At 55.9% G+C, this 23,875-nt stretch carries 23 protein-coding genes and 1 pseudogene; 10 read left to right on the top strand and 14 right to left on the bottom strand.

Translation table 11 applies throughout. The annotated features are described in order from the left end of the window. The first annotated feature begins 5 nt into the window (after positions 1-5). Complete coding sequence (locus AAC621_RS06250) at positions 6-1,454, top strand: cobyric acid synthase (RefSeq protein ID WP_340253257.1); 1,449 nt, start codon at positions 6-8, stop codon at positions 1,452-1,454. On the opposite strand, the gene AAC621_RS06245 is transcribed toward AAC621_RS06250, so the two are convergent. After that, positions 1,451-1,879, bottom strand: coding sequence for a Hint domain-containing protein (locus tag AAC621_RS06245; protein ID WP_340253254.1), 429 nt, complete (start codon positions 1,877-1,879; stop codon positions 1,451-1,453). The genes AAC621_RS06250 and AAC621_RS06245 overlap by 4 nt on opposite strands. A gap of 379 nt (positions 1,880-2,258) precedes the next feature. On the opposite strand from AAC621_RS06245, the gene dapE reads away from it, so the two are divergent. Next, complete coding sequence (dapE, locus tag AAC621_RS06240) at positions 2,259-3,413, top strand: succinyl-diaminopimelate desuccinylase (protein WP_340253251.1); 1,155 nt, start codon at positions 2,259-2,261, stop codon at positions 3,411-3,413. Between the two features lie 56 nt (positions 3,414-3,469). Next, the gene (locus AAC621_RS06235; protein WP_340253248.1) at positions 3,470-6,379 is read left to right on the top strand and encodes an error-prone DNA polymerase; all 2,910 of its coding nucleotides are present in this window, start codon (positions 3,470-3,472) and stop codon (positions 6,377-6,379) included. Here the strand turns inward: AAC621_RS06235 and pip are convergent. Continuing rightward, entirely contained in the window at positions 6,374-7,363 is a 990-nt protein-coding gene (gene pip / locus AAC621_RS06230) for a prolyl aminopeptidase (RefSeq protein WP_340253245.1), read from the bottom strand. The genes AAC621_RS06235 and pip overlap by 6 nt on opposite strands. 70 nt (positions 7,364-7,433) lie before the next feature. Between pip and ubiG the strand changes: the two genes are divergently transcribed. Then, positions 7,434-8,177, top strand: coding sequence for a bifunctional 2-polyprenyl-6-hydroxyphenol methylase/3-demethylubiquinol 3-O-methyltransferase UbiG (gene ubiG / locus AAC621_RS06225; protein ID WP_340253243.1), 744 nt, complete (start codon positions 7,434-7,436; stop codon positions 8,175-8,177). Here the strand turns inward: ubiG and AAC621_RS06220 are convergent. The 4 genes from AAC621_RS06220 to AAC621_RS06205 form a co-directional block, all read right to left on the bottom strand. After that, a complete protein-coding gene (locus AAC621_RS06220) occupies positions 8,174-8,629 on the bottom strand; it encodes a MarR family winged helix-turn-helix transcriptional regulator (protein ID WP_340253241.1) in 456 nt (151 codons plus the stop codon). The genes ubiG and AAC621_RS06220 overlap by 4 nt on opposite strands. 63 nt (positions 8,630-8,692) lie before the next feature. Continuing rightward, the gene (gene grxC / locus AAC621_RS06215) at positions 8,693-8,950 is read right to left on the bottom strand and encodes a glutaredoxin 3 (protein WP_340253238.1); all 258 of its coding nucleotides are present in this window, start codon (positions 8,948-8,950) and stop codon (positions 8,693-8,695) included. A gap of 18 nt (positions 8,951-8,968) precedes the next feature. Next, positions 8,969-9,217: a ComF family protein gene (locus AAC621_RS06210; RefSeq protein ID WP_340256541.1), complete on the bottom strand. Its 249-nt coding sequence runs from the start codon at positions 9,215-9,217 to the stop codon at positions 8,969-8,971. After that, positions 9,114-9,389 carry a double zinc ribbon domain-containing protein gene (locus AAC621_RS06205; RefSeq protein WP_340253235.1) on the bottom strand — a complete coding sequence of 92 codons (276 nt, stop codon included), beginning with the start codon at positions 9,387-9,389 and terminating at the stop codon, positions 9,114-9,116. The genes AAC621_RS06210 and AAC621_RS06205 overlap by 104 nt, the downstream gene beginning before the upstream one ends. A gap of 44 nt (positions 9,390-9,433) precedes the next feature. On the opposite strand from AAC621_RS06205, the gene AAC621_RS06200 reads away from it, so the two are divergent. Together AAC621_RS06200 and hemH are read left to right on the top strand one after the other, a co-directional pair. Further along, a complete protein-coding gene (locus tag AAC621_RS06200; RefSeq protein WP_340253232.1) occupies positions 9,434-10,282 on the top strand; it encodes a methyltransferase domain-containing protein in 849 nt (282 codons plus the stop codon). 69 nt (positions 10,283-10,351) lie between these two features. After that, positions 10,352-11,410, top strand: coding sequence for a ferrochelatase (gene hemH / locus AAC621_RS06195; protein WP_445322513.1), 1,059 nt, complete (start codon positions 10,352-10,354; stop codon positions 11,408-11,410). Here the strand turns inward: hemH and mutT are convergent. Genes mutT through AAC621_RS06180 form a run of 3 tightly spaced genes read right to left on the bottom strand, consistent with a single transcriptional unit; the run spans position 11,407 to position 13,914 of the window. Further along, on the bottom strand, positions 11,407-11,805 hold the full coding sequence (mutT, locus tag AAC621_RS06190) for an 8-oxo-dGTP diphosphatase MutT (protein ID WP_340253229.1): 399 nt from the start codon (positions 11,803-11,805) through the stop codon (positions 11,407-11,409). The genes hemH and mutT overlap by 4 nt on opposite strands. Next, positions 11,802-13,061, bottom strand: a complete 1,260-nt coding sequence (gene argJ, locus AAC621_RS06185; RefSeq protein ID WP_340253226.1) for a bifunctional glutamate N-acetyltransferase/amino-acid acetyltransferase ArgJ — start codon at positions 13,059-13,061, stop codon at positions 11,802-11,804. The genes mutT and argJ overlap by 4 nt, the downstream gene beginning before the upstream one ends. A gap of 22 nt (positions 13,062-13,083) precedes the next feature. Then, complete coding sequence (locus tag AAC621_RS06180; RefSeq protein ID WP_340253223.1) at positions 13,084-13,914, bottom strand: peptidylprolyl isomerase; 831 nt, start codon at positions 13,912-13,914, stop codon at positions 13,084-13,086. A 209-nt stretch (positions 13,915-14,123) separates the two neighbouring features. Between AAC621_RS06180 and secA the strand changes: the two genes are divergently transcribed. After that, positions 14,124-16,826 carry a preprotein translocase subunit SecA gene (secA, locus tag AAC621_RS06175; protein ID WP_340253220.1) on the top strand — a complete coding sequence of 901 codons (2,703 nt, stop codon included), beginning with the start codon at positions 14,124-14,126 and terminating at the stop codon, positions 16,824-16,826. A gap of 2 nt (positions 16,827-16,828) precedes the next feature. Here secA and AAC621_RS06170 read toward each other — a convergent pair whose 3' ends face one another. Beyond that, positions 16,829-17,509: a JAB domain-containing protein gene (locus tag AAC621_RS06170; RefSeq protein ID WP_340253217.1), complete on the bottom strand. Its 681-nt coding sequence runs from the start codon at positions 17,507-17,509 to the stop codon at positions 16,829-16,831. Between the two features lie 43 nt (positions 17,510-17,552). Beyond that, complete coding sequence (map, locus tag AAC621_RS06165; protein ID WP_340253214.1) at positions 17,553-18,380, bottom strand: type I methionyl aminopeptidase; 828 nt, start codon at positions 18,378-18,380, stop codon at positions 17,553-17,555. A 126-nt stretch (positions 18,381-18,506) separates the two neighbouring features. Here map and AAC621_RS06160 point away from each other — a divergent pair, with 126 nt between their 5' ends. Together AAC621_RS06160 and AAC621_RS06155 are read left to right on the top strand one after the other, a co-directional pair. Further along, entirely contained in the window at positions 18,507-19,235 is a 729-nt protein-coding gene (locus AAC621_RS06160; RefSeq protein WP_340253211.1) for a competence/damage-inducible protein A, read from the top strand. 1 nt (position 19,236) lies between these two features. Further along, positions 19,237-19,986: a GNAT family N-acetyltransferase gene (locus tag AAC621_RS06155; protein ID WP_340253208.1), complete on the top strand. Its 750-nt coding sequence runs from the start codon at positions 19,237-19,239 to the stop codon at positions 19,984-19,986. 8 nt (positions 19,987-19,994) lie between these two features. On the opposite strand, the pseudogene AAC621_RS06150 reads toward AAC621_RS06155, so the two are convergent. Continuing rightward, positions 19,995-20,899: pseudogene (locus tag AAC621_RS06150) on the bottom strand (LysR family transcriptional regulator). Between the two features lie 245 nt (positions 20,900-21,144). Further along, complete coding sequence (gene dapD / locus AAC621_RS06145; protein WP_340253205.1) at positions 21,145-21,975, bottom strand: 2,3,4,5-tetrahydropyridine-2,6-dicarboxylate N-succinyltransferase; 831 nt, start codon at positions 21,973-21,975, stop codon at positions 21,145-21,147. Between the two features lie 136 nt (positions 21,976-22,111). Between dapD and AAC621_RS06140 the strand changes: the two genes are divergently transcribed. After that, complete coding sequence (locus AAC621_RS06140; protein ID WP_317656943.1) at positions 22,112-22,939, top strand: LOG family protein; 828 nt, start codon at positions 22,112-22,114, stop codon at positions 22,937-22,939. An 11-nt stretch (positions 22,940-22,950) separates the two neighbouring features. On the opposite strand, the gene mepA is transcribed toward AAC621_RS06140, so the two are convergent. Further along, complete coding sequence (gene mepA / locus AAC621_RS06135; RefSeq protein WP_340253202.1) at positions 22,951-23,865, bottom strand: penicillin-insensitive murein endopeptidase; 915 nt, start codon at positions 23,863-23,865, stop codon at positions 22,951-22,953. Positions 23,866-23,875: the final 10 nt, after the last annotated feature.

Raw genomic sequence — 23,875 nt, 5'->3', positions numbered from 1 at the left:
GTCTTATGCCCGCTGTCATGATCCAAGGCACAGGGTCGAATGTGGGCAAATCATTGCTTGTTGCGGGGCTGTGCCGTGCTGCGCGCAAGCGCGGGATCAATGTTGCGCCGTTTAAGCCACAAAATATGTCGAACAATGCGGCTGTCTGCCCTGAAGGGGGCGAGATTGGTCGCGCACAGGCGGTGCAGGCTGAGGCCGCAGGTCTTGCGCCTCATGTTGATATGAACCCTGTTCTAATCAAACCCGAAAGCAGCACAGGCGCGCAGATTGTGGTACAAGGCGCGCGTCTGACCCGCGCCGAGGCGCAGGATTACCAAGGGTTGAAACCGCGACTCTTGGCGGCCGTGCAAGACAGTTTTGCGCGGCTGTCTGCTCAGTATGATCTTGTGATTGTCGAAGGGGCAGGCAGCGCAGCCGAGGTCAATTTGCGCAAAGGTGATATTGCCAATATGGGCTTTGCCTGTGGTGAAAATATCCCCGTGATCCTCGCAGGCGATATTGATCGTGGTGGGGTGATTGCACAGATCGTTGGAACGAAAGCCGTATTGGATGACCAAGATCGCGCTCAAATTGCGGGGTTCTTGATCAACCGCTTTCGGGGTGACCCACGCCTCTTTGATGACGGGTATCGCTATATTGCCGAGCAAACAGGATGGCGTGGGTTTGGAGTGGTGCCTTGGTTTGGGGATGCTTGGAAATTGCCCGCCGAGGATGGCGTAGATCTGGGCAAAACCCCGACCCATGATGGCGCGTTTCATGTTGCGGCCCTCGCATTTCCACGGATTTCAAATTTTGATGATCTTGATCCGATTGCCCAAGACCCCAAGCTGCGCCTCACTTGGGTTGAAGCGGGGCGTGTGATTCCAGCGGATGCTGATTTGGTCATCCTGCCCGGATCAAAAAGCACGCGGGCCGATTTGGAATTTTTGCGCACGCAGGGTTGGGATGTTGATCTGGCCGCACATCGGCGGCGCGGCGGCGCAATCTTGGGTCTATGTGGCGGCTATCAAATGCTTGGCCGCAGGATCAGCGATCCTGAGGGGCTTGATGGCGCGGTTGGGGTGACAGAGGGCTTAGGTCTGTTAGAGATTGAAACCCTGATGCGCCCCCAAAAGCGTCTGGCGCTCAGCGCGGCGCGCCATGTTCCAACGGGGGCCGCCGTTTCGGGCTATGAAATCCATATGGGCGAAACCTCAGGCCCTGATTGCACCCGTCCCTTTGCTGCTTTGGCCGGCCACAAGGATGGCGCGATAAGTGCCGATGGGCGGGTGATGGGCAGTTACCTACACGGACTTTTCCAAGAGGATGGGTTCCGCACCGCGTTCTTCGCGGGTCTTGGTGCCGAGATTAGCACGGGCGGCTATCGGGCGCAGATTGGTGCAGTCTTGGATGATTTGGCACAGCATCTGGAGACGCATTTGGATGTTGATGCCATTTTTGATCTGGCCCGCTAAGCCATCATCGCCCGCGCCTCATAGCTGCGCAGCGGCATCCGCACCAATTCGCCATAACCCGCGCCACAGCTGTCTTGCAGAGCGGGAAAGAGGTCGAACAATTCGGCGCGGATCGCATCATCAAATTCGGGCAAGACCTGTTTTCCGGGGTAAAAGCTTTCGGTCAAAAGCCCCTCGGATGTGATGTTCTGGTGGTGGTCAAACAGAATGTGAAAATATTCGACATCCCCACCTTCGCGGCGATAGATCGTGACATCATTGATCAAGTCCTTGGCCGCAACTAAGACCTCCTCCTCGCCAAACATCAATTGTGCGCGAATATCGCGGACAAGCACACGGTGTTGGGGCGATAATGCCAGCGTGCCGTGAAACCCAAGGCTGCCTTCCTCAATGACAATCGGGGCGTGATTGCCTATTGCGGGCATCTACGATGGAAACGTCATCGTGGAAGATGGCATACGCCATCCTGAGCACAGATGCGCCTGTACTGAGCGCCAGTTCCTGTGCGCTTTCCATACCCCTAGCCCATGCCCCGTGCCAAGGCATGGTAAATTCAGGCAAATCAGGCGCCCCTAAGCACCTTCATGTTCGCCTGATTTACAGCAGATTTTCCGCTTGGCTTGCCTCGGCTCATTGTTATTAGCATGATTCTATCACAAAATTATCTCTATTGTTAGTATATTCATGCGATGTACCCTGTAATTCTTCTGCATATAGTGGTTTGACCAAGATATCGGTTTTCTGTTTGTCTCTTGGCCAAGGGGCGCGTAACCCTAGCGCCTGACGCCTTTGGAGAAATCGGATATGGCCGACACCCGCCTTGATCCCGTTCTATTGACCGCAGATTTGCTGCGCTGCCCCTCTGTCACCCCAGAGGAGGGCGGCGCATTGGTGCTGTTGCAAACTGTGTTAGAGGCAGCAGGGTTTGAGTGCCACCGCGTAGATCGAAATGGCACAGCAAACCTTTTTGCGCGCTTTGGGCCCAAAGGGCATGCGCGCAGTTTTGGCTTTAACGGACATACCGATGTTGTTCCAATTGGGGCTGAAGCGGATTGGAGCCACCCGCCCTTTGACGCGGTGCGCGAGGGGGATTGGCTTTATGGGCGTGGCGCGACCGATATGAAATCGGGCGTTGCGGCCTTTGTCGTGGCTGCGGTCGATATGGTGCAAACCGCCCCGCCTGATGGCGCGATTATTCTGGCCATTACGGGCGATGAGGAAGGCCCCGCCACGGATGGAACAGCGGCGCTTTTGGAGTGGATGGAGGCTCAAGGCGAAGCAATGTCGGTTTGCCTTGTGGGCGAGCCGACCTGCCCAGAAACCTTGGGCGATATGATCAAAATTGGGCGGCGCGGGTCAATCAATGCGCAGATTACAGTGGCGGGCAAGCAAGGCCATGTCGCCTATCCGCATAAGGCGCAAAACCCAATGCCTGCCATGGCCGCGCTTGCGGATCGTCTGTCGCGCCATGTTCTGGATGAGGGGACAGCGCATTTTGACCCGTCCAACCTACAAATTACTGCGATTGAGACAGGGAACCCCGCCAGCAATGTGATCCCTGCGCGCAGTGAAATGCGGCTTAACATTCGTTTTAATGATTTGCATTCAGGCGCATCCTTGGACGCATGGTTGCAACGTGAATGCGCCGAAGTTGAGGCTGTGCATGGCGTTCAGATTGCCTGCGAAACCCGTAATTCGGGCGAGGCGTTTTTGACCGCGCCTGGTGCGTTCTCTGACCTGATCGCGGCGGCAGTGGCGCAGCACACTGGACTACAGCCTATTTTGTCGACCACAGGCGGCACATCGGATGCCCGATTTGTGCAGCGCCATTGCCCTGTGGTGGAATTTGGTCTTGTCGGCCATCGGATGCATGAGGTTGACGAGCGGGTATCTTGCCAAGATATCCAAGGCCTAACCGTGATCTATTCCGACATTTTGCGCCGCTATTTCGAAGGCTAAGGCTGGCCTCAAAAATCCCTCTCGAAAAAAGAACAAAACGTGAATATCTTTGCAATATGGGATTCGCAGAGCTTGCCGCATTGTCCAATTTTTCTTTTCTTCGGGGTGGATCGCATCCTGAAGAATATGCTGTGCGCGCAGCGGATTTGGGGCTTCATGCTTTGGCGATTGCCGATGTGAATTCGGTTTCGGGCATCGTGCGGGCGCATAGCGAATTGCGCCGTATCGCGCGTGAGATTGTGGCGCGGCGCGCGGCGGATGCTGATTTGCAGGGGCCACCGCGCCCCGCCCATATTCTCCCCGCCCCGCGCGCACCAATTTTCACCTGTCCGCGGCTTTTGCCTGCCGCGCGATTGGTTTTCCCTGATGGGCTAGAGATGATTGCCCTCGCCCGTACGCGGGAAGGTTGGGGAAATCTGTGCCGTATTCTGTCCAAGGGCCAATTGCGCGCAGAAAAAGGTCAGTGCTTGCTTGATCTAGAGGATTTGCTGTCGCATGCAGCAGGGTTGGAATTGCTTGTGCTCAGTGATCGAAACGCCCATTTCCTACTGCATCATGCAGGGGCTTGGCATAATGCGCTGCCCCAATTGGCGGCGCGGTTCGCGGGGCATATTTGGCTTGCCCTTACCCCCTATTATGACGGGCAGGACGCGTTACGTTTTGCCGCGATTGCACGGCGGGCAGAGGACTTGTCCCTGCCGCTTGTGGCCTCTGGCGCGCCGATGATGCATCACGCCCGCCGCCGCCGTTTGGTGGATGTCCTCAGCGCCATTCGCAAAGGCATTCGTTTAGTTGATCTCGGACGTCATGCGCAGGTCAATGCCGAACAGCGGTTGCGCAGCCTGTCGCAGATGCGCCGCTTGTTTCACGATTATCCCCGCGCTCTTGCGGCAACGCGCTTGATCGCGCGGCGCTGCCAGTTTCAACTGGATCAATTGCGCTATGAATACCCATCCGAGATTTCTGATGGCGAAACCCCACAGTCCCGCCTTGAGAGATTGGCTTGGAAGGGGCTTGCATGGCGCTATCCAAGGGGCATCCCTGAGCGTGCGCAGACCCTCATGACCCATGAATTGGCGCTGATCGACAAGCTTGGTTATGCGCCCTATTTTTTGACAGTGCATGATATTGTCGCTTTCGCGCGCGGGCGTGGGATTTTGTGCCAAGGGCGCGGGTCTGCGGCTAATTCCATCACTTGTTATGCTTTGGGCGTGACCTCTGTCTCTCCTGAAATTGGCACGATGGTGTTTGAGCGATTTGTCTCAGAGGCTCGTGATGAGCCACCCGATATTGATGTTGATTTCGAGCATGAACGCCGCGAGGAGGTGATCCAATGGATCTACACCCGCTATGGTCGTCACCGTGCAGGGATTTGCGCCACAGTGATCCATTATCGCGGCAAGCGTGCCATTCGTGAAGTTGGCCGTGCGATGGGTTTGAGCGAAGATATCCTATCCGCGCTTTCAAGCCAGATTTGGGGATCATGGGGGTCAGGTGAATTGCAGGATGCCCGACTGCGCGAAATTGGTCTTGATCCTGATAACCCGCATTTGCGCTTGGTGATGGATTTGGTGGGCCAGATTATCGGCTTCCCCCGCCATCTCAGCCAGCATGTGGGGGGCTTTGTGATTACCGAAGGGCGGCTTGATGCGCTTGTGCCCATAGAAAATGCCACGATGGAGGATCGCACCATCATCGCATGGGATAAGGATGATATTGACGCCTTGGGCATTTTGAAGGTCGATGTTTTGGCCTTGGGAATGCTCAGTTGTTTGCGCAAATCCTTTGATCTTTTGCGGGGTCATTATGGACGGGATTTTGATCTGACCACCCTGCCCGCTGAGGATGGCCGCGTCTATGATATGCTGTGCAAAGCAGACAGTCTGGGTGTGTTTCAGGTGGAATCGCGCGCGCAGATGAATTTTTTGCCGCGTATGCGCCCACGTTCTTTCTATGATCTGGTGATCCAAGTGGCGATAATCCGACCTGGGCCTATTCAGGGCGATATGGTGCATCCCTTCATTCGCCGCCGCAATGGGGAGGAGGCGGTGGAGTTTCCCTCTGATGCGTTGGGCGCTGTGTTGCGCAAGACCTTGGGCGTGCCCTTGTTTCAAGAACAGGCAATGCAAATCGCAATTGTCGGGGCCAGTTTCACCCCGACCGAGGCCGATGCGCTGCGCCGTGCCTTGGCCACGTTCAAGAAAAAGGGTCATGTCTCGGAATTTCGGGCGCGGTTTTTGCGAGGCATGCAGAATAACGGCTATGACCCCGATTTCGCCGCGCGCTGTTTTGCGCAGATCGAAGGGTTCGGCGCCTATGGTTTCCCTGAAAGCCATGCCGCAAGTTTCGCGCTTTTGGTTTATGCCAGCGCATGGATCAAATGCCATTACCCTGCCGTTTTTGCCTGTGCTTTGCTGAACAGCCAGCCTATGGGGTTCTATTCGCCTGCACAGATTGTGCGTGATGCGCAGGCGCATGGGGTGGAGGTGCGACCTGTCTGCGTCAATCTCAGCGCATGGGATCACACGCTCGAACCAGATGGGATGGGCGTGCTTGCACTAAGATTGGGGCTGCGGCAGATCAGAAGCCTGTCCGAGGAGGACGCGCATTGGGTCATTGCCGCGCGTGGCAATGGCTATCTCAGCCCGCGTGATTTATGGCGTCGTGCGGGTCTGTCGCAAAAACCTTTGCGGGCCTTGGCCGAGGCAGATGCTTTTGCCGCGCTTGGGTTTGATCGCCGCGCAGCACTTTGGGAATTGCGCGGGCTTGGCCCTGCACAAGATTTGCCGCTTTTTGCCCGTGACCTTGAGGGCGAGGCGCATAACGAGGCCGCGCCAAATTTGCCACAGATAACCGAAGGTGAAGCCGTGATCGAAGACTACGCGAGCCTGCGGTTGACGTTGAAACGTCATCCCGTTGCGTTTTTGCGTGGAAAACTGAGCCCAAATTGGGTGGTGCGCTTATAGGCCGAATTTTGTGGCGTGCTCGCCCACAGATTTCATCACCCGCACCAATTCTTGGCTGATACCAGGCTCGGACAGGGCATGGCCCGCAGCCTTAATCATCTGCAAGCGACCCGAAGGCCAGCGCGCGGAAAGGCTATAGGCGGATTGGGGCGGACAAATCATGTCATAGCGCCCTTGCACGATCACGCCGTGAATATGGGCGATACGATGCATATTCTTTAAAATCTGTCCGTCTTCTTCGAGAAAGCCGCGATTGACGAAATAATGGTTCTCAAGCCGCGCGAAGGCGCGGGCGTAATCGGCGGGGCAATCGCCCCCTTGGCCATCGCTTTCGATAGAGGCCAATGCGTTTTCCCATGCGGCCCAAGCCCGCGCATAACGGGTTTCAACCATCATATCGCCTGAGAAAAGGCGGCGGTTATAGGCGGCAATTAAATCGCCACGCTCATCTTCGGGGATCAGCGAGACGAAGCGCTGCCATTGTTCTGGCCAGAATTGCCCCGCGCCGCCGCCATAAAACCAATCCAACTCGCGTTGCATCGACAAAAATACACCGCGCAGGGCCAAATAGGCCACGGATTGCGGATGGGTTTGCGCATAGATCAAGGCAAGGGTCGCACCCCAAGAGCCGCCAAATACGGCCCATTTTTCAATGCCAAGCGTGTTGCGGATGCGCTCAATATCTTCGACCAGATGCCATGTGCTGTTGCCCCGAATAGCCGCATGGGGCCGCGAGCGGCCACAGCCGCGCTGGTCAAACAGGATAATGCGCCAGACAGAAGGGTCAAAATAGCGCCGCATAGCAGGGCTGCACCCGCCGCCAGGGCCGCCATGCAACACCACAACTGCAGGGCCGTTTGGGTTTCCGCATTGCTCCATATAAATCTGGTGACCTTCGCCAACATCCAACATTCGCTGATCGAACGGGTCGATCGGCGGAAAGAGATGCTGCACTGCGCGCTTTTGGCCCGTGAACTTATCCATAAGCTTCCTATATAGGACGTAAGATCCAACCTAACAGTCCCAACCCCCTTGGCAAGGCTTTGAGCATCGAATGACGGACAAGACTGGCACAATTGACCCTGCGGAAATCGCAAAATTCGAGGCGATGGCCGCCGAATGGTGGGATCCAAACGGAAAATTCCGACCGTTGCACATGATGAACCCTGTGCGGCTTGACTATATCACGCGCCAGATCGCGGCCGAATTCGGACGGGATCTAACGGCTGAGCGACCCTTTGAGGGGCTGCGTCTCTTGGATATTGGCTGTGGGGGTGGGCTTCTATCTGAACCCATGGCACGGCTTGGCGCCGATGTGGTGGGTGCAGATGCGGCTGAGCGCAACATTCCTGTGGCACAGGTTCATGCCGAGCAATCAGGCCTGACGATTGATTATCGCCACACAAGCGCTGAGGCCCTTGCCGCAGCAGGTGAGCAATTCGATGTCGTCCTCAATATGGAAGTGGTTGAACACGTGGTCGATCCGCAGGCCTATTTGACTGCTTGCCATGATTTGCTGAAATCAGGCGGGCTGATGCTGTGCTCAACCATCAACCGCAATCCCAAAAGCTTTGCCATGGCGATTGTGGGTGCGGAATATATCATGCGTTGGCTGCCAAAAGGCACACATGAATGGTCAAAATTCATCACGCCCGATGAGCTATTCAAAATGATCGAGATTGCAGGGCTGAGGCCCGTGGATCGCAAGGGCTATGTTTTCAATCCGATTTCTTGGGGTTGGTCGATCTCGGATCGCGATTTGTCGGTGAATTACGTCACCGCATCCATTCGCCCTTAACTGCGCAGGTCGGCATCATCTTCAAGGCGCACCCGCATCTCGCGTAAAACGGGCAGGGCTGCGCGAACTTTGGCTGCACCGATGGCTTCGATCGTATCCGACAAAATCGGTGCAATCGCCTGCAACGCGGCATCGCGCGCGGAACGTCCCGCGGGGCTGATGGTCACAAATTTACGGCGCGCATCGTCCCAATCGGGACGGATATGGATATGTCCCGCCCATTCCAAACGGTTCAGCGTGTTGGTCATGGCGCCACGGGTCACGTGAAACAGCCGCGCAAGCTGAGCAGGCGTGCGTTCCTCATTGGCGCGGGCCAAGTGGTTCAGCACAGAAAAATGGCTCAGTTCCATACCTTTTGGCAGGGCTTTGGACAGGCGGTTTCGGGCCAATTGATCAGCCATGAACAATTCGCTGAACAGCGCGATAGAGAGGGGATCACTGGTGTCATTCATGGCGCGGACTAGACCCTATGCCAGCCTTTTGGTGCAAGGGAAATCGTTAAAAACACTGGAAATTTACGAAGAAAGCAATGGATCAAGCTTGCCCTGACGCTCAAGTGCCGCGAGATCATCATAACCGCCTATATGTTGGTCATTGATAAAAATCTGCGGCACAGTGTGCCGACCATGGGCGCGTGCCATCATATCTTGGCGCAGTTTTGGGTCACGGCTGACATCAGTCTCGACAAAGCTGACATCCTTGCTTGCCAAAAGGCGTTTGGCAGCATGGCAATAGCCGCAAAGTGGGCTTGTGAAGATTTCAATCTGTGCCATCTGCCTGTCTCCTATCTGCTACGCTGCTTTTGTCGCGCGGGCCATAACCAGCACATATATCGGCCCTGCGCCGCCCAAGCGCAAGGCGTGGGTTGCAGACCATAGGGTCGCGCCTGAGGTCATCACATCATCAATCAAAATGACTGCCCGTCCCCGCAACCTTTCACCATGGCGCGGGGTTAGGGCCAGCGCCTCGCCCAAATTGGCAAAACGGGCTTCCGCGCCCAACCCATCTTGGGGGGCCGTTCTGCGCAGCCTCTTCCCCAATCAATTCATCGCCACAGGTGTGACAGCAGGATTTGCCAATAAACCGGGCCTCCGCCCAGCAGGGGCCACAAAGACCAAAAGGGATTTCAACCCTGTCACCACAGCGCAGGCAATCAGGCGGAAAGGCCCATGTTTTGGCCCGATCAAGGATTTGCAAACGGGACGCGAACACTTACATAAACCCCCAAAGTTTTCAAAAAGCCTGAGACCATAGTCGTGACTGAACCCCTTCCGCCAAAATTGACCGACCCGAAGGCCTTGGCCCGTGTCCGTGCGCGTGCGCGATTGGATCGAGCGGGTTTTTTACATGACGAGGTCAAGCTTGAGCTAGAAGAAAGACTGGCAGACGTTAACAGGCGCTTTACCGCGCCCGTTTTGATCACGCCTTTTGTGGAGTATTGGGCAGATTTTATGCCCGAAGCCCCCCGCGTTCTACCCCAAGATGACTTGGGCTTGACCGAAGGGGCCCATGATCTGGTGATCCACGTGATGGCGTTGCATTGGGCCGATGATCCCGTGGGGCAACTTGTGCAAGCGGCCCGTGCGCTGAAACCCGATGGGCTGTTTCTCGGAGTGTTTTTTGGCGGCGAAAGCCTGACCGAATTGCGAGATGTTCTGCGCCAAGCCGAAAGTGCGGTGATGGGCGGCTTGTCGCCGCGCGTGGCCCCGATGGGGGATTTGCGTGATATGGGCGGGCTCTTGGAGCGTGCGGGGTTTGCCCTGCCTGTGGCTGATACATTGCGCAAAACCATCAGTTATCGGGATATTTTTCACCTGATTGGTGATTTGCGCGATATGGGGGAAACCAATGTGCTTGACGCGCGTTACCGCGCCGCCCCCCCGCGTGATTTATTCACGCTCGCCGATGAAATTTACAAAAAAACTTATCCATTCGAAGAAAATCGCATCCGATCCACTGTTGAGATCGTATTCCTTTCAGGATGGAAACCAGATGCCAGTCAACAAAAGCCGCTTCGACCTGGATCGGCGCAGGCGAGATTGGCAGACGCGCTTGGCGTGACCGAATTTGATGAAACCGCCCGACCCGTGGAAAACGGGTCGTAAAAGGGTGGCCGTTTTTTGTTGTCTGGGTTAGTCAGGCTGAAGAAAGAAGTGCGATAAAAGATGAATATGATGCAAAACGCGACCGAAGCTGCTCTGCTCCACGCACCCGCTGATCACCCAAAGGTGAAGTTCGGCAAGATTGGTGTGCTTTTGGCAAATTTGGGCACGCCAGATCATTATGATTACTGGTCAATGCGCCGCTATTTGAACGAATTCCTCTCGGATCGCCGCGTGATTGATTACAGCCCGTGGATTTGGCAACCGCTTTTGCAATTGGTGATTTTGACCAAGCGTCCGTTTTCTTCGGGGGCGGCTTATAAATCTATTTGGAATGAAGAGCAGGGCGAAAGCCCGCTGATGACCATTACCAAAGATCAGACCGCAAAGATTAAGTCTGAAATGGCGGCGCTTTATGGCGATCAGGTCGAGGTGGATTTCTGTATGCGGTATGGCAACCCATCGACCAAGTCCAAAGTGGATGAACTGGTTGCAAAAGGTTGCACGAAAATCCTGTTTTTTCCTCTTTATCCTCAATATGCGGGCGCGACTTCAGCCACAGCTTGCGACCAATTCTTTCGCGCACTGACGGATATCAAATGGCAACCGACCGTCCGCACAGTCGAGGCCTATTACGAGCATCCGCTCTATATTGAGGCCTTGGCGCAGTCGGTTGAGCGGGCCTACGCAAAGATTGAAGACCGCCCCGATGTCTTGGTGGCCTCCTATCACGGCGTCCCCAAGCGTTATTTGATGGAGGGCGATCCCTATCATTGCCAGTGCCAAAAAACCTCACGCCTGCTGAAAGAGCGTTTGGGTTGGTCTGACGGTGAGATTGTCACGACATTCCAAAGCCGTTTTGGCCCCGAAGAGTGGCTCAAGCCCTACACAGTCGAAGAAGTGGCGCGGTTGGCCGAAGCGGGCAAGAAAAAGATTGCGGTGATTGCCCCTGCATTCTCGGCCGATTGCATCGAGACTTTGGAAGAGATCAACGAAGAAATCCACGAAAGCTTTGAAGAGGCGGGCGGCGAGCAGTTTACCTATATCCCCTGCCTCAACGATGATGACGCGCATATCAAGGCATTGGTTGCTGTCGCGCAGGATCACCTCAAAGGGTGGATTGGCGGCTAAAGCCAGTCGCGCAGGATCGGAATCAAAGGGATATCTGCAGGTGGCATCGGGTAGTCGCGCAAATCTTTTGCGCGGACCCATTTCAGCGCCTGCCCTTCGCGCGATTGCGGGATACCGTCCCATTTGCGGCAGGCAAAGAGCGGCATAAGAAGATGAAATTTCTCGTAGCTGTGGCTGGCAAAGCATAACGGCGCAAGGCAGCTTTGCCACGTTTCAATGCCCAATTCCTCGTGCAATTCTCGGATCAAGGCGGCCTCGGGTGTTTCGCCCTCTTCGACCTTCCCGCCCGGAAACTCCCAAAGACCGGCCATGGATTTCCCCTCAGGCCGTTGCGCCAAAAGCACACGGCCCTCGCCATCAATCAACGCCGCTGCAGAGACAAGCACCGTTTTCATGAGCGATAATCCGCATTGATGCTGATATAGCCATGGGTCAGGTCGCAGGTCCATACTGTGGCCGCCCCCATGCCAAGGCCCATATCCACGGCGATGCGCAATTCCTGCTGTTTCATATAGGCGGCCCCTTGCTCTTCTCTGTAATCGGGGCTGACCCAGCCATTTTCGGCCACCAAAATATCACCGAACTTGATGGTCAGGCGGTCACGATCTGCGACTGCGCCAGATTTCCCGACCGCCATGACAACACGACCCCAATTTGGATCCTCGCCCGCAGCCGCGGTTTTTACGAGTGGGCTGTTGGCAATCGCGCGGGCAACACGATCTGCATCCGCGTCATTTGCCGCGCCTGTGACCTGCACTTCAATCAGTTTGGTTGCGCCTTCTCCGTCGCGCACCAATTGCAAGGCAAGGTCTTTGAGAACCGCCTCAAGGGCCACATAAAACGCCTTTGCATCTGTGCTGTCCAAATCGGCAATCTGGGGATTGCCTGCCTTGCCTGTCGCGGCCACCATCAAACTGTCCGAGGTTGAGGTGTCGCTGTCCACTGTCACCGCGTTAAAGCTGCGTTTGGTGGCTTGCGATAACATGGATTGCAGCGCGGCACGCGAAATCGCGGCATCGGTAAAGACATAGGCCAACATTGTGGCCATATCTGGCGCGATCATGCCCGAGCCTTTGGCAAAGCCCGCGATTTTCACCTCATGGCCCGAGAGGGTCAGGGTTTCTGTCGCGCCTTTGGGGAAAGTGTCGGTGGTCATAATCGCCCGCGCCGCACCATCTGCCCCGTCAGCATCCAGTTTGCCCGCCAATTCCGCCAAGATATGCGTAATTTTTTCGGGGGCGAAGGGCTCACCAATCACCCCCGTTGACGCGCTGAACACATGAGCGGCTGGAATACCCAAAACACGGCCCGCCTCGGCGGTTACCGCCTCGACCGTTTGATCGCCTGCGCGGCCTGTAAAGGCGTTGGAATTTCCAGAATTTACAACAATTCCAAAGCCTTGATCGCTGCTTTTTCCCAAAGCGGCCAACTTGCGCTCACAATCGAGGACAGGTGCGGAGCGCGTGGAGGATCGGGTAAAGACACCTGCTACTGACGCCCCTGCACAAATCTTGACCAACATGACATCGGTGCGGTTTTGATACCGCACCCCAGCCGCGCCACTGGCAAAGCGCACCCCATCAATGCGGGGCAATGCAGGAAACCCACCTTTTGGGGCGAGGGGAGAGACAGGAAGCGGGGCTTTTGCCATGATCGGGCCTATGTGAGAGGGGTTACTGTGTCAAAAGATCAATGTTGCGGATGAGGCTCATGTCAATCTCAACCTCTGGCCGCGCGATCTCGGCCGCTTCGGTCAAGTCCGCAAGATAGGCGTCAACGCGCTGACGGCGCAGTTCTTCCTCAAGATCGGCGCGCACATCTTCTAGCGCGGGGGGCGCACTGATGCGCGACTCGTTCAGTTTCACAACGTGCCAACCAAATTGGGTTTGGACAGGCGCGGAAATTTCCCCCGCCTCTAGGCCTGCTACGGCAGTTTCAAATTCTGGCACCATCATGCCCGTGCCGAACCACCCCAAAGCGCCGCCATTTGGGCCAGAGGGACCTGTTGAGAACTCTTGCGCCAAAGCAACAAAATCAGCGCCATCATTCAATTGGTCAATCAGGCTTTGCGCCTCTTCTTCGGTTGCGACCAGAATATGGCTTGCATTCCATTCCTGATCACCGCCTGCATCCGCGAAATTTGCGTCATAGAGGGCTTGGACATCCGCATCTGCGATTGTGTCAAAGGCAATCGCATCAATGGCGACACTGGCCAAAAACGCACGATCTTCGTTTTCCATGGTCAGTTTTGTGCGCGCGTCTTCCGAGCCGCGCAGCGAGTCTGCGACAACCTCCTGTTGGATCAGCTGATCCAACATTCCATTATAGAGAACCTCGTCTGGCAATTCTTGATATTGCGCGGGCAGCATCGCGCGCATTGCAATCAAATGACCCAAAGTGATGTCGGTGCCGTTGACCGTTGCCAAGACCGTGCTGGCGTCTTGCGCCGCCACTGGGGCTGCGAGGGAGAGGGAAATTGCGGCGGAGACAAGCAGGCGTTTCATAGAACAGTCCTTTTATTACGGGCGTAATCCTTCGCGCCCACGTTGACAGGCCAAAAGCGGGCGCTTATGTCCCATTGCGGTTGGGGACGTTGGCACAGCTTCCTTGATGGGTCTTCTAGACCGCCGCGCGGATGCAAACAACCCGAGCGGAGATCACATTCTTTTGGGTCTGCCATTGCGTGGATCAACTCTGACATAAGGCGTTTTGCATGCTTGGGCTTGGATCTATCGCAAAGAAGATTTTTGGCAGTTCAAATGATCGATTGGTCAAAGCTCAAAGGCCGCTTATTGCAAAGATCAACACACTTGAGCCTGAATTTGTCGCCCTCGATGATGCAGGGCTGATAGCAAAAACTGAAGAATTTCGTCAGCGCCACGCCAATGGTGAGAGCCTTGATGCGCTATTGCCCGAGGCCTTTGCCAATTGCCGCGAAGCCGCCAAGCGCGCTTTGGGTTTGCGCGCCTTTGATGTGCAGTTGATGGGCGGCATTTTCCTTCACCAAGGGAATATTGCCGAGATGAAGACAGGCGAAGGGAAAACTTTGGTTGCCACCTTTCCCGCCTATCTCAACGCTCTGAGTGGCGAAGGCGTGCATGTTGTCACTGTGAACGATTACCTTGCAAGGCGAGATGCGGAATGGATGAGCAAGGTTTTCGCCGCGCTTGGTATGACAACTGGCGTGGTTTACCCGCGCCAGCCCGAAGCCGAAAAGCGCGAGGCTTATGCCGCCGACATCACCTACGCCACCAATAACGAGCTTGGGTTCGATTATTTGCGGGACAATATGCGCGGATCGCTGCCTGAGATGGCGCAACGCGGTCACAATTTCGCGATTGTGGACGAGGTCGACTCGATCCTTATCGATGAGGCGCGCACGCCATTGATCATTTCTGGCCCATCTCAAGATCGTTCCGATCTTTATGTGGCGATTGACAAGGTGATCCCTGAGCTGACCGAAGAGCACTATACGCTGGACGAGAAAACGCGCAACGCGACCCTGACCGAGGAAGGCAATGACTTTCTTGAGCAGCGCCTTGCCGAAGCGGGCCTCTTGCCTGAGGGGCAAAGCCTCTATGACCCTGAAAGCACTTCGCTTGTGCATCACGCGACCTGCGCGTTGCGGGCGCATAAGGTGTATCTAAAAGATCGCGATTATCTGTTGCGCGGCGATGAGGTGGTCTTGGTCGATGAATTCACGGGCCGTATGATGCCGGGTAGGCGCCTGTCTGATGGTCTGCATCAGGCCATCGAAGCCAAGGAAGGCGTTGCGATCCAACCTGAGAATGTGACCTTGGCTTCGGTGACATTCCAAAATTACTTCCGCCTCTACAAAAAATTGGGTGGCATGACGGGCACAGCGGCAACCGAGGCCGAAGAATTTTTTGAAATTTACAAACTTGGCGTTGTTGAGGTTCCAACCAACCGCCCTGTGGCGCGGATTGATGACCATGATCAGGTCTATCGCACCGCCGCTGAGAAATATAACGCCATCGTAGAGTCGATTTGCGAAGCGCATGAAAATGGCCAACCTGTTTTGGTTGGCACAACATCGATTGAGAAATCCGAGATGCTGAGCGGCCTTTTGACCAAGGCAAAGTTGCCGCATAATGTTTTGAACGCGCGTCAGCATGAGCAGGAAGCGCAGATTGTGGCAGATGCGGGCAAATTGGGCGCGATCACTATTGCGACCAATATGGCGGGTCGCGGCACCGATATTAAACTGGGCGGCAATGTCGAGTTGAAGGTGATGGATGCCATCGCCGCAAATCCTGATGCTGACCCTGAAAAACTGCGCGCTGAAATTGAAGAAACCCACCAAGCCGATGAAGAGGCCGTGAAGGCCGCAGGTGGTCTGTATGTTCTGGCAACAGAGCGTCATGAAAGCCGCCGTATCGACAACCAGTTGCGCGGTCGTTCGGGTCGTCAGGGCGATCCGGGTCGTTCAGCGTTTTACCTATCGCTCGAAGATGATCTGATGCGGATTTTTGGGTCAGAACGTCTTGAAAAGATGTTGACCACGCTCGGTCTGGCAGAAGGTGAGGCAATTGTGCATCCTTGGGTCAACAAATCCTTGGAGCGCGCGCAGGCCAAGGTTGAAGGGCGCAACTTCGACATCCGCAAGCAGTTGCTGAAATTCGATGATGTGATGAATGAACAGCGCAAAGTCATCTTTGGCCAGCGCATGGATATCATGGCCTCCGATGATATTGAGGATATCGTCAAGGATATGCGCTATGAGGTGATCGCCGATATGGTCGACACTTATATGCCACCGCGATCCTATGCAGATCAGTGGGATGTTGAGGCGATGGCACAGGCCTGCCGCGAGACATTGTCACTCGATCTTCCGATCCCCGCATGGGCCGAAGAAGACGGCGTAGATCAGGACGTGGTGATTGAACGCCTTGAGGAAGCCGCCGATAAATTCATGAGCGACAAAGCCACTGCCTTTGGTGCCGAGCAGATGCGCAATATTGAAAAACAGGTATTGTTGCAGACAATCGACCAGAAATGGCGTGATCACCTATTGAAATTGGAACATTTGCGCTCAGTCGTGGCATTCCGTGGTTATGCGCAGCGCGACCCGTTGAACGAATATAAATCTGAGGCGTTCCAATTGTTCGAGGGCCTGTTAGATGGGCTTCGTCAGGAAGTGACGAAGAAACTTGGCCGCATCCAACCGCTCAGCCCCGAGCAGCAGGCAGAATTGATCCGTCAATTGCAAGCACAGGCCGCAGCGCAGCAGCAAGCCGCCTTGAAAGCCGCGGATGAGGCTGAAGCGAAAGCAAGCGGTGATGATAAAGGCTTTGATGAGACGCGTCCTGAAACATGGGGCAATCTTGGCCGCAATGATGCCTGCCCCTGTGGATCGGGAAAAAAGTTCAAGCATTGTCACGGGCGTTTGGCCTGATTTTAAATCAGACCCTCCGCGCGAAAGCTGACCTCGCCGCTTGGCGTGATGATGATATGGTCATGCAGGGTCAGACCCATCATTTTGCTCGCCTCGCCCAACTGTCGGGTCAGGGCAATATCGCCTGTGCTTGGGGTCGGGTCGCCTGACGGATGATTGTGAACCACCACCAGTGCTGAGGCGCTCATCTCAAGCGCGCGCTTGATAACTTCGCGGGGATAGAAGGGCGCGTGATCCACGGTGCCGCGGCTGTGCTGCTCATCGGCGATAAGGTGGTTTTTGCGGTCAAAGTAGAAAACCCGCACCCCCTCAACATCACGGTGCGCCATGGTTGCGCGGCAATAATCCATCACCGTATGCCATGAGCCCAAGATCGGGCGGTCATCAAGCTGTTTGCGGGTAATCGTTTCCGCCACCGCCTGCGTTAGGCGTAAATGGGCAATCGTATCTTCGGTCATATGGGTGACGGATTTCAGGCGTTGGTCACTGGCGCAAAGAACGCGTGCAAGGCTGCCATGTTGTCGTAACAGCGTGGCCGCCATCCGCGCAGACGGTGCGTTTGGCGCCGCCGCCGCCAATAGCCGTGCGAGAAGATCATGCTGTGCGGCATCAACCGCAATCCTGCGCAATTTCGGCAGGGGCACGGTGCGGTCATGGGCAAGGGTCAACTCGGGTTTTGTCATACCCGCACCATCCATCAGAATGGTTAATCAGCGATTAAACGCGTCAGCGCCACGTGGGGTGGAATTTCCCAGAGGGTGACAGGGTGAAAATTTCAAACCCATCCGCGGTCACGCCAATCGAATGTTCAAACTGTGCGGAGAGGGATTTATCCCGTGTCACAGCTGTCCATTCATCTGCCAAAACTTTGGTTTCGGGACGGCCAAGGTTCACCATGGGCTCAATGGTGAAGAACATCCCCTCTTCCAAGACGGAGCCGGTGCCCGCGCGGCCATAATGAAGAACATTGGGCGGTGCGTGAAAGACCTGACCCAACCCATGACCGCAGAAATCACGCACCACGCTCATGCGATTGGCTTCGACATAGGTTTGAATCGCATGGCCAATATCCCCAAACGTGGCCCCCGGACGCACGATTTCAATCCCTTTGAAGAGGGCGTCATGGGTCACTTGGATCAGGCGTTCTGCTTTGCGGTTCAGATTGCCTGCCACATACATGCGGCTTGTGTCGCCAAACCACCCATCCACGATGACGGTCACATCAATGTTCAGGATGTCCCCATCCTTAAGGGTTTTGGGGCTGGGGATGCCGTGGCAGACCACATGGTTCACCGAGATGCAGCTTGCGTGTTTATAACCACGATATCCGATGGTTGCAGATTTCGCGCTCGCCGCATTGACCATATCCTCAATCGCTTGATCTAAGGCTTCGGTCGTGACGCCTGGCTCTACCATGGGAGCGATGTCGTCAAGAATGCGCGCGGCCAGTGCGCCCGCTGCATTCATCCCAGCAAAGCCTGCATCATCGTGAATGCGAATTCCGTCTTTGGTCACGCGGCCTTTGAAATCGTCCAAAACATCTGCTCCTGTCATCTCGCACCAGATTACGGTTTTTGGCGCTTGAATTCTAGCCAAGCCCGCCACGCGATGACGCGTTGCGGCATGACAGGGCTTGGCCTATACCGCAGGCAGGGTGCATGACAAGTGGGGGTTCTCAAAATGGCACAACCAACCGCAGCGATGTTGGTGATCGGGGATGAAATCCTATCAGGACGCACACGCGATTCGAATATGCACCATTTGGCCAATGAATTGACCGCAAAAGGGATTACGCTGAAAGAGGTGCGCATCGTCTCTGATGATCATGCGGGTATTGTTGAGGCCCTCAATGCGCTGCGCGGGTCTTATGATCATGTGTTTACTTCGGGCGGTATTGGGCCAACTCATGACGACATCACCGCTGATGCGGTTGCAGCGGCTTTTGGCGTGCATATTGATGTGCGGGCGGATGCGCGGGCGTTGTTGCAAGCCCATTATGATGCCCGCGGGCAAGAGTTGAACGAGGCCCGCCTGCGCATGGCGCGCATTCCCGATGGCGCGGCTTTGATCGACAATCCCGTCTCCACCGCACCCGGGTTTCAGATCGAAAATGTCTATGTGATGGCGGGGGTGCCTTCGGTCTTTCAGGCGATGGTGGCTTCGGTCATGCCGCGCTTGACAGGTGGCGCGCCCTTGATCAGCCACAGCATCCGCCTAGAGATGGGCGAAGGTGATATTGCGGGGCCTTTGGGCGAAATTGCTGCCCAATTTCCCGATGTTTCAATCGGCTCTTACCCCTATCAATTGAACGGGGTGTATGGGGCAAATATCGTGCTGCGCAGTGCCGATGAGGGGATGCTTCAACGTGCTATTGCAGAGATGGCGCGCGCTTTTCCGCAGGGCGTTTGATATGGGCGCGGTCTGTTCCGACTTGCTGCCTGATGAGGGCCGTTTGTTTATGGCGTTAGATGCCACTTGGCCCGCCAAAACTTACCAAACTGATGGGCTTTTGACTTTTCGTGAGGGGGCAGGCGGCGGCAGTCGTGTATCTGCGGCCAGTTGGGACGGCCAAGATTCCCCCGATGAGGCAACGCTCAACAAGGCCGAGGCCCGCATGCAGGCTATGGGGCAGCCGCGCTTATTTATTATTCGCGAAAGCCAATCCGCTTTGGATGCCGCCCTTGGGGCGCGTGGCTATCAGCTCAAAGATCCTGTATGGTTTTACGCGATGGATCTGCGCGGGCGGGATCTGCCTGCGCTGTCTGAATGCTTTGCCCTTTGGCCGCCCTTGGCCGCGCAAGCGGCAATTTGGGCTGATGGCGGGATAGGGCCCGCGCGCTTAGACGTCATGTCGCGGGCGTGCGCCTCGAAAACCACGGTTTTTGCGCGACAGCAGGATCGCATTGCCGCGACTGGCTTTATCGCCTGCGATGGAGATATCGCCATGCTGCACGCGGTCGAAACCGCCCAATCGGCCCGCCGTCAGGGTGTGGGGCGGCGTGTTATGTGGCATATGGCGCATTGGGCGCAGGCGGAAGGGGCGAATTGGCTAACACTTGTGACGACCAAGGCCAATCAAGCGGCAAATGGGCTTTATCAATCCATGGGCTTCGAGGTGGTCAGTGCTTATCACTATCGAATTCACCCCGAAGATGCCTGAGAGATTGATCACCAATCCATTGGGCCTTTGTCTTTGAACTGATCAACCAGAAAATCAATGAAGGCGCGCAATTTGGGCTGTGTATAGCGCCCAGGTGGGTAAACTGCGTGCAAGCTTTGTATTTCGATCGGCAGATGTGGCATCGCTTCTTCCACTTCGCCTGCCCGCAGCGCCTCGTCAAAGAGGAAGCTTGGCAAAAAGGCGATACCAAAACCGCCGATTGCCGCTTTCAACAAGGCTTGCCCGCCATTGACGGTCAATGCGCCTGTGGAGCGCACAAAACGCCGCTCCCCTGATGGGGCCAAGAGTTTCCAAACATTTCCCTGCGCTTCATTCGAGAAGTGCAGCAAACGATGTTCATTGAGGTCTTCAATCCGTTCGGGATGACCATGTGCCGCGAAATAGGCAGGGGATCCAATCATGCGCATTGTGGTGTCACAGATACGGCGGGCTTTGAGTGTGCTGTCCTCCATCTCACCCATGCGAATAGCGACATCAAACCCCTCTGAAATCAGTTCTACATGACGATTCTCCAAAACCATGCTCACGGACACTTGCGGATAGGCTTTGAGGAAACCGCCAATGAGGGGCGAGAGGTGACCAGACCCAAAATCAGTGGGAACGGTCACGCCTAACAGCCCCGATGGTGCGGACTGCATGGAGGAGACCATCGCATCTGCATCGCCCGCATCATTGAGAACGCGACAGGCGCGGTCATAATAGGCCAGACCGATCTCGGTCGGGCTGACGCGGCGGGTAGTGCGATTTAATAGCCGCGCACCTAAACGGGATTCGAGCGATGAAATATGCTTGGACACGGCGGATTTCGAGATACCCATCTTGCGCGCCGCATCGGTGAAGCCACTTGGTTCACAACCATGGCGAAGGCTTCCATTTCGGTCAATCTGTCCATCTTTCGTCCTTTGGGCATTGTTCGACTTCCCTCGCAGCATCGTTTCCAAATGGGGCGCTATTGGGGAAAAGAACGGACTAAAGGCGGGAATTATGAGGGAGTGTTGAGGGCAAAAAGGCAAATTTGGGCGTAATTTCCGTGATTTGCCGTAATCCTGCCGATTTTGTTGCCGCATCGTTAACAATTGCCACAAAAAAACGGGCCGCACCTGCGACCCGTTTTGAATGTGATACCTACTTCACGATTTAGTCCCGCAGCAGCTCGTTGATACCCGTTTTAGAGCGGGTTTTCTCATCAACGCGTTTTACGATGACAGCACAGTAGAGGTTGATCCCGTTCTTTGAGGGCATAGAGCCTGCAACAACCACCGAATAAGGTGGAACCTCGCCGTAAAAGACTTCGCCTGTTTCGCGATCCACGATCTTGGTGGATTGGCCGATGAAGACGCCCATCCCTAGAACCGAGCCTTCACGCACGATCACGCCCTCGACTACCTCGGAGCGCGCGCCGATAAAGCAGTTATCTTCGATGATGGTGGGGCCTGCCTGCATTGGCTCCAAAACGCCGCCAATACCTACGCCGCCCGACAGATGGACATTCTTGCCGATCTGCGCGCAAGACCCGACCGTGGCCCATGTATCAACCATCGTGCCGCTGTCGACATAGGCGCCAAGGTTTACGAAGGACGGCATCAGAACAACGCCCGGCGCGATATAGGCAGACCGGCGCACAATACAATTTGGAACTGCACGGAAGCCTGCGGATTTCCAATCGCTGTCTGACCAGTCCTTCCACTTGCTGTCGACCTTATCCCACCAGCTGCCGCCTTGAGGGCTGCCCGATTGCATTTCCATATCCTTCAGACGGAAGCCCAAAAGAACGGCTTTCTTTGCCCATTGATTGACATGCCATGTGCCATCACCCCCGCGCTCTGCAACGCGCAAGCTGCCTTGGTCGAGGGTGCTGAGGGTTTCTTCAATTGCATCACGGGTTTCGCCAGTGGTTGCAGGCGTGATGCTGTCGCGCGCGTCCCACGCGGCTTCAATCGCCGTTTCCAGTTTCTGAATATCGGTCATACGCTTTATCCTTAGCTCGGGCTGTTTGACAGGCGCTATAGCGCCAAGGGGGGCTTTGCGCAACGCGCCGCCCTCTGGCCGCATGGTGCGAATATTGGTATGAGATAAATATGGCCAGTACAGGGGGAGACAAGCAATGAGCAGCAAGAAACATCTGATGCGGGATGCAGGTTTGGATCTGCGCGAAGCCGACCGCACGCCAGACACGCCGCAAACCCAAAGTCCCGCCTATAGGCTTGCCTTCGCAGACCCAGATTTTCTGTGTCAGGACGCGCTGCGCCCTGTGCGCCTTCAGCTTGAGCTTTTAAAGACCGAAATGGGGATGGATGCAGAAGGCATTCGGTCAACCATTGTTCTGTTTGGCGGTGCGCGCATTCCTGCGCCTGACGCCACAGACGGCAAACCCCCCGCGATTGCGGCAATGGCTCGTTATTACGAGGAGGCCCGCCGTTTTGCCTATCAAATCACCCAGCGCGGTGCGCGCGGTGAGAATGTCATTGTCACGGGCGGTGGCCCGGGCGTGATGGAGGCGGGCAATCGCGGCGCGCATGAGGCGGGCGGTGTTTCTGTTGGGCTTAATATCGTGCTGCCCCACGAGCAGGCCCCTAATGCTTATGTCACACCTGAGTTGAGCTTTAATTTTCACTATTTTGCCATTCGCAAAATGCATTTCCTGCTGCGCGCGCGTGCGCTTGCGATTTTTCCAGGCGGTTTTGGCACGATGGATGAGCTGTTCGAAAGCCTGACCTTGATCCAAACAGGGCGAATGGAGCAGGTGCCCGTGCTGCTGTTTGGCCGAGATTATTGGACGCGCCTTGTCGATTGGGACATGCTGGTCGAGATCGGCACGATTTCACCTGAGGATCTCGACCTCTTCCGCTTCGTGGAAACTGCGGAAGAGGCGTTAGACGTCATCGACACATGGCCCCTATCAGGACGGCGCGGCGGCATTCCAGGCCGTTAAGGTTTCGGGCGCTACAACTGACTGATTGCCTGACATTGCGCAGGCAAATCACCAAGCCTCAGGGCGCGGCGTGGTGCGGGATCAGGCGCATCGGGGTCAGGGGGCGGCGGGTTCAAAATATTGTTGACCCAAGCCTGCGCATCCGCGCAGCCATCCCCCACAGGAGGCGCATCTTGCGCCTCGCAATCGCTTGCGCCAAGCGGGCAGTTTAGGCGCACATGGATATGGTAGTGATGGCCAAACCACGGCCGGATTTTCCGCAGATAGCTGCGATCTCCTGTCTCATTTTCGCACATCCAGACCTTTGCGGCTGGAAAGACGAAAATGCGCGACACGCGCGGATCACTGGCGGCAAGGCGGATCAGCGTGGCGTGTTCCTCCGTCCAATTTTCATTCACGGCTGCCCCGCGTTGCGCCTGCATCGAAATAGAGGACAGGTTTTCACGCGCGGCTTGGGAGAGGTTCAGATTGCGCGCGGGCAAGAGCCAGATATCCGCATCAAGCCCCGATTGATGGCTGGCATGGCCTGACAGCATAGGCCCGCCGCGCGGCTGGCTCATATCGCCAATATATAGACCGCTCCAAGAGGTCGCAGCCGCCATTCTTGTGCTTAGGTCTTGGACGAACGTCACGGTGTCAGGGTGGGCCCAGTTGCGATTGCGCGACAGGCGCATTGCCTGCCATGTCGGCCCTGTTTCGGCCAGTTGCACGGCCCCTGCCACGCATCCGCCTGCATAGGCGCCGAACACATTTGCGGTTGTTGTGGTGGGCGTTGACAGATTGCCAAAAACAAGCCGTGCTTCGCGGCTCAGATCAGCACTTGAGAGTGTCACCTGCGGCAGATCATTGGCCACAGGCGGTGCGCTTGGGGCGCAGGCCGTAACGGCGATGAGACACAAACCTATAGAGGCGATATATTTGCGCATGGCCCGATTT

The sequence above is a fragment of the Roseobacter sp. HKCC-CH-9208 genome, assembly GCF_037805125.1.
GTDB lineage: Bacteria > Pseudomonadota > Alphaproteobacteria > Rhodobacterales > Rhodobacteraceae > M30B80.
Note: the sequence above shows the minus strand (reverse complement) of the source record. Positions and strands in the feature narration are given on the sequence as shown.